Source organism: Streptomyces sp. NPDC043878, assembly GCF_056435735.1.
Genome location: NZ_JBWKDW010000021.1, coordinates 28,388 through 40,456, shown reverse-complemented (window position 1 = coordinate 40,456; position 12,069 = coordinate 28,388). Strand labels below are relative to the sequence as shown.

7 protein-coding genes and 1 pseudogene are annotated in these 12,069 nt (G+C 71.6%); all 8 read left to right on the top strand.

All coding sequences use genetic code 11. The annotated features are described in order from the left end of the window. Positions 1-21: 21 nt before the first annotated feature. A complete protein-coding gene (gene eccD, locus AC07AZ_RS26780) occupies positions 22-1,428 on the top strand; it encodes a type VII secretion integral membrane protein EccD (RefSeq protein ID WP_478852046.1) in 1,407 nt (468 codons plus the stop codon). Positions 1,429-1,437: 9 nt separating this feature from the next. Further along, the gene (eccB, locus tag AC07AZ_RS26775; RefSeq protein WP_478852044.1) at positions 1,438-2,775 is read left to right on the top strand and encodes a type VII secretion protein EccB; all 1,338 of its coding nucleotides are present in this window, start codon (positions 1,438-1,440) and stop codon (positions 2,773-2,775) included. Between the two features lies 1 nt (position 2,776). Further along, on the top strand, positions 2,777-5,830 hold the full coding sequence (locus tag AC07AZ_RS26770; protein WP_478852042.1) for a hypothetical protein: 3,054 nt from the start codon (positions 2,777-2,779) through the stop codon (positions 5,828-5,830). 2 nt (positions 5,831-5,832) lie between these two features. Next, positions 5,833-9,174: a right-handed parallel beta-helix repeat-containing protein gene (locus tag AC07AZ_RS26765; RefSeq protein ID WP_478852040.1), complete on the top strand. Its 3,342-nt coding sequence runs from the start codon at positions 5,833-5,835 to the stop codon at positions 9,172-9,174. Between the two features lie 63 nt (positions 9,175-9,237). After that, entirely contained in the window at positions 9,238-9,570 is a 333-nt protein-coding gene (locus AC07AZ_RS26760) for a WXG100 family type VII secretion target (protein WP_478852038.1), read from the top strand. A gap of 83 nt (positions 9,571-9,653) precedes the next feature. Then, positions 9,654-9,944: a WXG100 family type VII secretion target gene (locus tag AC07AZ_RS26755; protein ID WP_358386856.1), complete on the top strand. Its 291-nt coding sequence runs from the start codon at positions 9,654-9,656 to the stop codon at positions 9,942-9,944. Positions 9,945-9,997: 53 nt separating this feature from the next. Further along, positions 9,998-10,543: a hypothetical protein gene (locus tag AC07AZ_RS26750; protein WP_478852035.1), complete on the top strand. Its 546-nt coding sequence runs from the start codon at positions 9,998-10,000 to the stop codon at positions 10,541-10,543. A gap of 320 nt (positions 10,544-10,863) precedes the next feature. Then, positions 10,864-12,069 (top strand): annotated as a pseudogene (locus AC07AZ_RS26745) (hypothetical protein); the annotation flags it as partial.

The window sequence follows — 12,069 nt, the reverse complement described above, 5'->3', positions numbered from 1 at the left end:
CTCATGTCTTCCAGGAGCACCATGACCACCGCAGTCTCCGCCCCCGGCGCCCGCCGGACGGTCAGCACGGAGGTGTGCCGACTGACGATCGCCGGGCCGGTCGGCCGTGCCGACCTGGCCGTACCCGTCGCCACACCCGTCTCCGCCCTGCTGACGATGCTGATGCGGCACATCCCCACAGACCTCGACCGGGGGACCGGCACCTGGACACTTCAGCGCCTGGGCGAGCCCCCGCTGGACATAGACGCCACACCGCAGAGCGCGGGACTGGTCCATGGCGACATCCTGTATCTGCGCCCCGCGGACGACCCGATGCCGGAGCTGGAGTTCGACGACGTCGCCGACGGGGTCGCCCACGCCGTCGGCTCGCACCGCGACCGATGGCGTCCGGAACTGACCCGCCGTCTCTTCCACACTCTCGCCGCCCTCGTACTGGCCAGCTTTGCCGTGGCCGTCCCCGGCACCGCGGACGGTGCGCTCGTACCCATCCTCTACGCGATCGCCGCCATCGCCCTGTGCGCCGGCGGTGCCCTGGACCAGCGGCGGCCCGCCGACCGGACCACCCTGCTGATCACCGGCCTCGGCACCGGTGTGTTCGCGGCCCTGACCGGGTTGACCGCCCTGCACGGCGCCGCAGCCCTGCTGTCGCCCCGACCCGGCGACATCATGCTCGGCGGAGGATGCGCCGCCCTGATGTCCGCGGTGCTGCTGGCCCTGCCCAGGCTTGCCCTGACGCTGACCAGCACGATGCTGCTCACGGCCGTCCTCGCCACGATCGCCGGAGCACTGTCCGCCGCCTTCGGCCTGGACGCGGCCGGCAGCACGGTGACGGTTGCGGTCGTCTTCTTCCTGCTCGGCCACCTCGCGCCGAGAGCCTCATTGCGGCTGGCCCGGCTGCGCGTCCCGCAGTTGCCGCGCAACGCCGACGAACTCCAGGAGGACATCGACCCCCAACTGGAGCCCCTCCTCAGGCGGCGCGCTGCCAGTGCCGACGCCATGCTCACGGTGATGAGCCTGGCCACCGGGCTGCTGTGCGCGACCGCGTTCGTCCTGCTGGCCCAGCACAACGGCTGGCTTTACTGGCTGTTCGCCCTGATCCTCTCCGGCGCCGCACTGCTGCGCTCCAAGAACCTGAACGCGACCTGGCAGCGCGTTCCGATGGCCTTGTGCGGTGCACTCGGGCTGCTCTCCGTGATGTACACGTGGGCGTCGACCGCCTCCGCCTTCGTCGGGTGCGCGCTGCTGCTGGCCCTGCTGGTGGCCGCCGGAGCGCTGCTGGTCGGAGCGTGGCGGCTGCCCACGACCCGGCTGCTTCCGGTGTGGGGCCACATCGCGGACATCCTCGAGGTGCTGACGGCGCTGGCCCTGCTGCCACTGACACTGCAACTGCTGCACGCGTACGCGTACTTCCGCGCACTGGTCAGCTGAGGGGAAGCCGTGCAAAGCCGACGCGACCACCTGCACGCCTACCAGTTCGCCACCGGCCGTCTGGCCTCAGCCCTGGTCTCGGGGGACCCCGGGACCGGCGAGGCCCCCATGCGCCGATCCGGCCTCGGCACCATGTTCGGAGTCATCGTCGCCGTCCTGCTCATCCTCGTCTCCGTGGTCTACGGGGTGATCAAGCCCGTCGACAACACGTCGTGGATGAAGGCCGGCGCTCTGGTCGTCGAGAAGGAGACCGGCAACCGCTACCTCTACATCGGCGGCATGCTGCACCCCACCGCCAACTACGCCTCCGCGCTCCTGATGGTCGGCAGCAACACCGCCGTGCAGCAGGTCTCCCGTTCGTCGATGGACGACGTGCCCCGGGGAACGCTCCTGGGGATTCCAGGCGCCCCCGACGATGTCGCACAGCCGTCGTCGCTGCTCATCGGAGCGTGGACGGACTGCCTGCGCACCGGGTCCGGCGGGGGTGAGGCACTCGACTTCGCTCCGCGGTCCGCCCGAGGTGTGCCGGACAACGCCCGTGTCTTCGTGTCGGGCCCCGACGGCACCCGCTACGTGCTGTGGCGAAACACCAAGTACCCCATCGACGGCCGGTCCTCCGTCGTTGCTCTCGGCCTGGACACCGAGCAGCCCGTCACCGCTCCCTCGGCCTGGCTGGAGGCGCTGCCCACCGGCACCACCATCGCTCCCGCCCGCATCCCCGAGGCCGGTACCGAGGGCGGCACCCTGGGGGGCGCCACGGTACGAGTCGGCCAGTTGTTCCACACCGTCGTCAGCGGGGCCGACCACTTCTACGTCCTCCGGCGCGACGGTATCGCCTCCCTCACCGCCACCGAGGCCGCGCTGCTCGCCGCCGCACCGGGCGGCAAAGACCCCCGGCAGGTCAGCCCCAACGACATCGCCGCCGTCAACGCCTCCTCCGACAACTCCCTGTTGCACCGCATCCCCGACCTGCTGAACGGCACCGACGCCACCGCCGCCGACGGATCCGCGCTGTGCCTGCTGCGGACCGTGGACCACTCAGGGGTGCGCAGCCGGGTGGTGCGGGAGACCGGGCGCGTGACGGCTGCGGGCACCCGGGTCGTCGTCCCACCGGCCCACGCGGTCCTTGCCGTTCCGCCGAAGAAGCCAGGGGACTACGACACCCCGGACCCCTGTCTGATCACCGAGCAGGGTGTGAAGTACCCCCTCGTGGGCCAGGCCGTGGACGCGCTCGGCTACGGCGGAATCACCCCGCGGACCCTCCCGGCGTCCACCCTCGACCTGATCCCCACCGGTCCCCGGCTCAGCCGGGCCCGGGCCGCTACCGTCGTCCAGGGAGGCAGCTGAGATGGCCGGGCGGTCCGGGGACCGTCCGGCGGCGCGCGGCGACTTCGGCCACCGCCTGTCCGCCAGGCTGTCCCGTATGGCGCCGGGCACCGGCGGACCCGCCCTGGAGTCGCGGAGCGTCGGCACGGCGCTGCTGGTCCACCCGCGCGGCTTCGTGGACAGCCGGGCGCTGAACTTCACCCGGCGGCTGGCCGCCGACCCCCAGCACACCCTCGTCGTCCTCGACCTGCCCGCCAGCCCCGAGGACGCGGTGTGGGAGAAGGTCGCCCGGTCCCTGGCCCGACGGGGCGGCAGTTTCCGTATCGTCCCCGGCCGCGGCACCCGGGAGGACGTCAAGCAGGCCGCCCAGTTGCTCGCCGACCGGCTGCAACGGGTCGTGCTCGCCCCCGACGGCACCGTGGTCCCCGCGGCCGGCGGAGCACTGTTCGTCCCCGCCAGCCACGGCCTGGGCTGGCTGCGGTACCGGCCGGGAATGCCGTCGGTACCGGAGTCGCGGCGTTTCCCCAAGCCGCAGTGGGAGTTCTCGGTGCCCGACCAGCCGCGCCCCACCGGCGCGGGCGGCATGGTCGAGCCGCTGCCCGGTGGCGCGTGGATCCGCGGCACCTGGGAGGACGCGGCCGCTCCCGAACACCGCCAGTGGCTGATCGACCAGTTCGTCGGCCACCCCGACCAGATCGGGGTGGCGCTCGGCAGCCCGGGGACGTCCGCCCTGCCGCTGGAGGAGATCTCCGCCTTCTGGGACACGATGCCCCTCACCGCGCGGCCCCTGGTGCGCTTCCTGCCCTACGGTCCGGTGGCCGTCCCCAGCGGCACACCACTCGGTCAGACCCTGGCCGACCTGCTGGGCGAACCCGTCGTCGTCCACGCGGGCGTGCCCACTCCCGGCGCGGACGGCGGGGCACCCGTGGTGCGCACCATCGGACGCGACGGAAGGCTGAGCTGGCGGCCGTACGCCGAACAGTTCGGCTTCCTGCCGCGCTCGCAGACCGGCGGCCGGGCGCAGGCCCCGGTGCCACTGAACACACGGGTCCCGGTGGGGGACATCCCGGCCATCGGGCACGGCGTCTACCAGTACGCCCCCGACGTGGTCCTGGAGGTCGTGCAGAGCGGCCTGTGGGTGCGTCCGGCAGTGGAGCCGCCCGACGGTCACACCGTGCGCTCCGCGGCGGCCGATCCCGTGTACCCCGCCATCCTGTACGACGAGACCAACCCGATGGCCGCCGACCGTATGCGGTACATCTCCTACGAACTGCTGCGCGGCCTCGACCCCTCGTTCGGCCGGCAAGGCCGCATCATGCCCTCGAGCGAGGCGGGCCGTTTCCCCGAAGGCGGCCCGCCGCCGCTGCCGCCCGGGGGACCAGTCCCCGCCGCGCCCGGCCCGGCCGACGGACGCGTCCTGGAGGCCGCGCCGCGCACGGAGGGGACCGCACCGTCGCCCTTGGGGCAGGAGAGCGCGTGGACGGATCTCCCGGCGGCGGCCCGCACGCAGGAGGCCGCCCCCGCTCCCGGCCGGCTCGCTCAGCCCCCGCAGCGGCCCTACGACGTGCCGCCGTCCCGCGTGCCCACGTCGCAACCGGGACCGGAGCAGCCCGCCCCGCAGCCGTCCGTGGTGCCGACCGCGCGGCCGGTGGCCGGCCCAGGCCTGCCCGCTCTGCCGCCCGTCGCCACGGGCCGGGCAGCCGTGCCGCCCCCGCATGAGACGGCTGTGCCCGCGGCGCCGTCCGCCCCTGCGGCACCCGATCAGACCAACTTCCCGCCGCCGGTGCCGACGGATCCCCCGCCGTCGGCACCGGTTCCCCCCGCGCCGGTGCCGATGGATCCCCCGCCGTCGGCACCGGTTCCCTCCGCGCCGGTGCCGATGGATCCCCCGCCGTCGGCACCGGCCATCCCCCCGGTGCCGGGAAGCCCGTCCCCGTCCGTGCCGACGGTGTCCCCGTCTGCGGAGCCCACCCACGTGCCGCCGCCCGCGCCGGGACCGGCACCCGCGCCCGGCCCGGCGTCTGCCCCGGGACCGTCGGGGGCGCCGCGCATCCGCCTGGAGTCACCGAGTCCCCAGCCGGTCCGGCCCGCGCCCCAGCCCCCCGCGGCGGCCCCCGACGCGGCCGAGGACGACGCTCTTGCCGCCCCCCAGCCCGTGGCCGCGCCGCCTCCCGTGCCCTCCGGGCCGCAGGGCGGTGACACTCCTCGGGTCCAGCCCAGTCCCGCGCCCGCCGCTGACGTCGTACCACCGGAGAAGGGCATCGACCGGGAACGCGACTGGGTGCGACGGAGCCTCGGCGCCCGTTACGACACCGCCGCGGCCTTCGTCACCCGGTTGCTGTCCGAGTCCCCGGGGCTGCACGGCGGCCCGCGCAGCTCGGCGAGCGACGCACTGACCGACCTGGCGGCCGTCCGCCTGTACCTCTCGGGTGCGACGCCGGCCATCGACGCCGCCATCCGGGCCGCGGCGACGGGGCCGCACGTGCCGCTGTCGCGCTGCGCCGCCGCTGGACTGCGCCGGCTGCCGTCCTACCGGGGCGGCGCGTTGCTGCGGGCCACCCTCAGCGCGGCCGAACGCGCCTGGTACCGAGAGGGCATGGCGTTCACCGAGCGCTCGTTCCTCTCGGCCCTGTCCGCGATCCGCCGGGACCTGACCGGCAACACCGACATCCTCATCTGGTCACTGACGGCCCGTCGTACGGCGCTGGTGCTGCCGGAGATCGCGGACCGGGTCGTCTTCCCGCCGGGCACCGGCTTCAAGGTGCTGCGCACCGTCGACGGCGACCGCCCGGCGATCATGCTGCGCGAGCTGTCGAGGTCGGAGGTCGACGAGCAGGGACGCATCGGCGAGGGACGCGTGCCGCTCGACGAGATCGCGCTGGCGGGCCTGGAACAAATCCACGCCTTCTGGAAGCAGGCCGGTGACGACCCCGAGCGGACGGGCGATCCGCTTCCCGACGAGTACGCGGAAGCCTTCCGCGCCGCTCCCGGACTGCTACAGACCCCACCGAGAACGCCAGACGGGCCGCGGCAGCCCGGGTCCTCGGCCGGTACCTTGCCGCAGAAAGGGGCGTAGCCGTGAACCGGCAGGTCCTGAGAGTCTCGATGACCCACCCCGGCGTCTACCGCACCGTGTCCCAGGCACTGGCCGCCGCCGAGGAGGGCGCGCTGATCTCCATCGCGCCCGGCACCTACCAGGAGGCCCTCACCCTCAACCGCGCGGTCACCCTGTCCGCGGACGGCGACCCCGGCAGCGTGCGGCTCGAGTCGCCGGTGGGCAGCACCGTCGTGGTGGACGCCGAAGCGGTGCAGCTGTCGGGCCTCACGCTCGCCGGGTCCGACGCGAACGCCGCCGTCGTCGACGTCCGCCGAGGCCAGGCGGCACTCGACGGCTGCACCGTGATGGGCAACGCATGGGCCGCGGTGATCGCCTGGCAGGACGGTCAGCTGGCGATGCGCGACTGCCGGGCGAGCAATCCGGGCGGCGCCGGGATCGTCGTGACCGCGCCCACCGCCAACACCATGGAACGCACCACCCTCACCGATCTGGGTTCCTCCGCCGTCGTCGTCGCCGAGAACGGACGCCTCACCGTGCGCGGCTGCGTCCTGGAACGCGTCGGCGGGAACGGAATCTGCGTCAACGGGCAGGGTGTTGTCACCGTCGAGTCCACCACCGTGACCAACAGCGAGAAGCCCGCGGTCGTGGTGGAACAGCAGGCCAAGGCGGAGCTGATGCGCGTCACCGTCACCGGCTCCACCAGCCTTGACGCGTATCTGACGAGTACCGGCCTGACCACGTTCACCGAGTGCTCCCTCAGCGGGTCGGGCGGTCAGTCGGTGCACGTCAGCGGTGGAGCGGCCCCCGTGCTGCGGGACTGCACGCTGGACTCCGCGACCACCAGCGGGCTCCAGGTGACCGGCGGCTCCCAGCCACGCCTGGAGAACTGCGCGATCACCGGTACCCCGCTGGCCGTGCTCCTCGATGACGGCAGCCAGGCGGCCTTCGTCCGGCTCCGCGTCCGCGGGGCTGCCCGGGGCACGGCGCAGTTGAGCGGCGGCGCCACCGCGGTCTTCCAGGAGCTGTCGGTCCAGGACGGCTCGGCCGGGCTGCGTGTGTCGGGCTCCGCCCGCCTGGAACTTCGTGATGGCGACCTCGACTTCCACCAGGGCACCGGCGTGGAACTGAACGAGGGCTCCACCGCCCGGCTCGCCGGTGTGCGGCTGCGTGCCGCGGGCGACTGGGGCATCGCGGTGTCCGGCGGGGCACGGGCCGAGGTGGAGTCGTCCACGATCGCGGACGCCGGCGTGCTCGTCGGCACCGACGGGGAGGTGGTCCTGCGGGACAGCGAGCTGACGGGTTCCTCGGTCGACGGGGCCCGGGTGCTGGGCGGGGGCACCCTCACCGCGGCCGGCTGCCGGGTGCACGACGCGAAGGGGCACGGTGTCAACATCCAGGCGTCGGGCCGGGCGGACCTCAGCGACTGCACGATCGTCGACAACGTGGGCGACGGTGTCCGCAGCAACTCGGACGAACTGGTCGGCATCCAGCGCTGCGAGGTCGCCAACAACAGCGGCACGGGAGTCAACCGGCTCAGAGGCGGCGAGGAACACGAGGAGCCGCCGTCCGACGGGCCGGCCCCCTCCCGCGGCGGCACGCGACAGGACAAGGCAGCACCGGGCGGCGAGCGGCGCTCCAGCTCCCTCGGCACCGGACCGCTCGCCGAACTCGAGGCACTGGTCGGGCTGGAAAGCGTCAAGCGCGAGGTCAACGGCCTGATCAACGTCAACAAGATGACGCAGCGGCGCGAGGAGCTGGGCCTGCCCATGCCGCCGATGAGCCGTCACCTGGTCTTCGCCGGGCCGCCGGGCACCGGCAAGACCACCGTGGCCCGTCTCTACGGCGCCGTCCTGGCCGAACTCGGCATCCTCAGCCAGGGCCACATCGTCGAGGTCTCCCGCTCGGGGCTCGTCGCCCAGATCATCGGCGGCACGGCGATCAAGACGAGCGAGGTGTTCAACAAGGCTCTCGGCGGTGTGCTGTTCATCGACGAGGCCTACACGCTCACCAACCAGGCCAAGGGCAGCGGTCCCGACTTCGGCCAGGAGGCCGTCGAGACGCTGATGAAGCTGATGGAGGACCATCGCGACGAGATCGTCGTCATCGTCGCCGGGTACTCCGAGCAGATGGACCAGTTCCTGGAGTCCAACCCCGGCATGGCATCGCGTTTCGCCCGCACGGTGGAGTTCCCCAACTACGAGGTCGACGAACTGGTCACCATCGTGCAGGGCCTGTGCACCAAGCACTACTACGAACTCGACGACTCCGCCCTGGACGCCCTCACCCGGTACTTCGAGAACATCCCCAAGGGACCGACGTTCGGCAACGGCCGTGTCGCCCGCTCCCTCTTCGAGACCATGATCAGCAACCAGGCGTCGCGCCTCGCCGTCGACCCGCCGCGCGACACGGCCGCGCTGGGCCGTCTGGAGGCGGCCGACATCGGCCCGGTCCCGGAGGGCGACGCCGGCAAGCCGGAGCCGCCTCCGTCCGGGGCGGCGGCGTCCCAGCCGCCCGCCGAACCGCCCCCCGCCATGCGCCGACTGGCCGGACTGTGCGGTCTGCGGGAGGTGCGGGCGGCACTGCTGAAGCGCACCAACGATCTGGTGGCCTTGTGCCGCGACGGCAGTCCTCCCGCCCCGGCCGCCAACGTCGCCCTCATCGGCGAGGAGGGCAGCGGACGGCGCGCCGTGTCCACGTTGTACGCGAAGTGCCTCGCGGAGACCGGCGTCCTGCCCAACGGGGCGGTGCACCGCGCCGCGCTCTCGCAGGTTCCGGCCCGGTGGACGGACCAGCCCCAGGTCCATGCGGCCACGCTGTTCGAGCAAGCCGAGGGCGGGGTCCTCGAACTCGACCTGGACGCGGCCTTCACCGCCCGGCCGGCGCACGAGCGGACGGCGGTGTGGGACGCCGTGGTGGCCGCCGCGGGCCGTTTCCCGCGCACCGCGATGGTCCTGCGGGCGACGCCCACCGCGCTCCGTGCGGCGCTGCCACAGGGCAGTACCGCCGCCCGCTGTTTCGCGGAGTACCTGCACCTGCCCGGTTACGGGCCGGAAGATCTCACGGAGCTGGTCTGCCGCCGCCTGGCCGCGCGCGGCCACCAGCTCGGCGAGGGCACCCACGCCGCCCTGGCGGAGCTGCTGGCCGTCCAGCCGCCCGCCGACGGCGCCTGGGGCGCGCACCGTCTCGCGGACCGCGTGGCGGAGCGGTCGAAGGCGCCCGCCCTGCGGCCCCGCGACATCCCGGCACCGCACCTCGCCCCGGCACCGGCGGCTCTTAGTGACACGCGGGCACAGCTCCGCGTACCGGCAGGCAACGAAGACCGTTCACCGTTCCTCGCGGCCGTGGTGGCCGCGCAGGATTGAGCACAGCAGAGGGTGCCGCGGGGAACACCTCGGTGCACCACCCAGTCAAAGAAGGGATGAGCGATGGCTGAGAGTACGACGACGGTCGATGTAGCGGGAATGCGGGCGGCGCTGCCGCATTTCGAGCAGGCGCTCGCCGAGACGGCCAGCGCGTTCACCAACATGCAGAACCAGGCGACCACTCTGGAGAGCAGTTGGAAGGGGGACGCCGGGTCGACCTTCATCAACGCCCTCAACACGTGGCTGGAGAACTGCGACCTGGTCAAGAAGGAACTCCAGAAGGTCACCGAGAAGCTCGAGGCGACGACCGGCTCGTACGACCGGGTGCACACCAGCACAGCCGACTCGGCGAGCTCCCTCCAGCAGGCCATCGGCGCGGGTCTGCCCGGATTCTGAGCCGGCGTCGGCGCGAACCCACGCGGGGCGCGCCGACCGGCCGACCGGTGAGATCACAAAGCTTCTGAACGAAAGGAACGAGCATGGCTACGTACGAGGTCAGCTTTTCTCAGATGGAGTTCGTCGCGGGCGAGATGGACACCATCACCAAGAACATCCAGGAGATGATCCGCAACCTGGACGACTCCTCCAAGCAGCGCCTGGCCGAGTGGAGCAGCGACGCGCGTCAGACCTACAACGTCGCGAAGGCCAAGTGGGACGCGGCAGCGGAGGTCATGCAGGGGCAGGCTTATAAAGCCACCGCTTCGCTGGGAACGATCACCGAGCACTACGTGCACGGCGAGAAGTACGGCATGAACCTTTGGGAGTCGTGACGTCTTGACGACCAGGGGCCGCAACGTGGGTTACGGACGGGAGGTGACCAACGGTGGGCGATCAGAGCGTCTATAACTACAGCTCGAACGACACCCAGAACCACAACCAGCATTCCAAGGAACCGCAGCAGTACAGCGGCGGAGCGTACTCCGACAGCAGCGAGGGGACGGTCGACCATTCGCCGCTCCCCACCCTCCCCGCTTTTTCGATACCGGGGGTCTCCCCGGACGGGTCTGGCAACGTCAAGGTCGACACCGACGTGCTGAACAAGTACGCCGACAACCTGGACGAGCTGGCCGAGATCATCGGTACTGCCTGGACCCGGGTCGATCACCTCAAGGACATCGCGCCCGGTGCCTTCAAAGAGGCCGAGGCCCTCAAGGCGGCGGTGACCGGTGACAAGGGTCTGCGGCCGAATTACACCAAGGCCCTTCATGACCTGCGTACGGCACTGATGGACGCCGCGAAGAACCTCCGGACGCTGGCCACGAAGTACTCCACGATCGAGGAGTTGAACCAGAAGGGGGGTGATGAGCTGCGGACTCTGATCACGACAGCGGAGACGGATCTCCAGGCGTTGCAGTCGGATCAGCTCTGATCGTGACGATCGTGGCGGCGTGTGCATGCCGATGCGGGAAGCGCGGGCGCCGACGTCCACTCGCGCGAAGCCGGTGCCATGTCACCGGGCGGCCCGGGCTCATCTCCGGCCGCCGTCACGCCGGTTCGGTCAGGACTGCAGTGAGAGGGAAGTTGACGCCGTCGCACACAGCCGCCGATCGACCGGCCGTCGGTGGCCACACGGAATGACGGACAACGGCGCCCCGTACCTGGCGGGGCGCCTCGTGAGTGATGTGGCAGCGCAACGTCCATGAAGTGGCGTTGCGCGTTATTGGCATTGCGCGACGGGAGCGCGGAAGCATGGCCGACGGCGGCAAGAGCAATGACGTCCCTGGTTTCACCGAGGGGGACGACGGCGTCTTTCCCGACGAGGAAGGCGACACCAGCGGCGATTACAGCAACTGGGACTGGAAGCACATCATGGCCGCGATCACCGGTGGCGCGGCCTACACGGGTTCCGACCTCGAGCAGAAGGCAGCCGGCTATTCCAACCCGCAGACCATCCAGGACGCAGCCGACACCTTCTGGTACGTGCAGAATGTACTGGAGGAAGTCGGCGATTACCTGTCCGGCCTGGCCGAGGGTGTGACCGGTGAGAACGGGCTCTGGAAGGGAGAGGCGGCGACGGGTTTCGGCTCCGCCATGTCCAAGCTCGGCCAGCAGACGCTCGAAATGGCCGGCGTGCTCTCGGGCGGCGTCACCGGCGACAACAACGTACCTCAGCAGCTCGCGAACAACGCGCACCATCTGTACGAGGCGATCGCCAAGATCAAGGACATCGACACCTGGTACGCCAAGGAGGCCGCCCGGATCAATCCGGACCTCGTGATGAGCAACGGCCTGGTCCGGGTCAGCGCCAACGAGAAGATCGTCAAGATGATGACCGACGACATGCGGCAGGTGCTCGTAGCCCTGGCGAAGCACTACAAGATCAACAAGGACTCCATCGTCCAACCGACATCCCCTATCGACCCGGCCGCGACGGGCGGTACGCCGACGTCGACGCCGACGGATAACTACTCGACGTCGGGCTACAACGGGGAGACGGACAACCCGTCGGGTGCGGACAACCCGTCGGGTGCGGACAACGGGTACGCGGGTGCGGGCAACGGGTACGCGGGTGCGGGCAACGGGTACGCGGGTGCGGGCAACGGGTACGCGGGTGCGGGCAACGGGTACGCGCCTGGGTACCAGAGTCCGCAGGGCCAAGGGGGACGGCACCAGTGGAGGACGGCGAACCATGCCCCCGCCGGGCCGCCGGGGGACCGGGGACGGCGCCAGTGGAGGACGGTGAACCCCGCCCCCGCCGGGGTGTCGGGGCAGCAGGAGCCTGTGGTTGCGTTTGATAGTCCGAACCAGCCGCGGGTGGCGGGGGTGTCGGGGCAGCAGGAGCCTGTGGTTGCGTTTGATAGTCCGAACCAGCCGCGGGTGGCGGGGGTGTCGGGGCAGCAGGAGCCTGTGGTTGCGTTCGATAGTCCGAACCAGCCGCGGGTGGCGGGGGTGTCG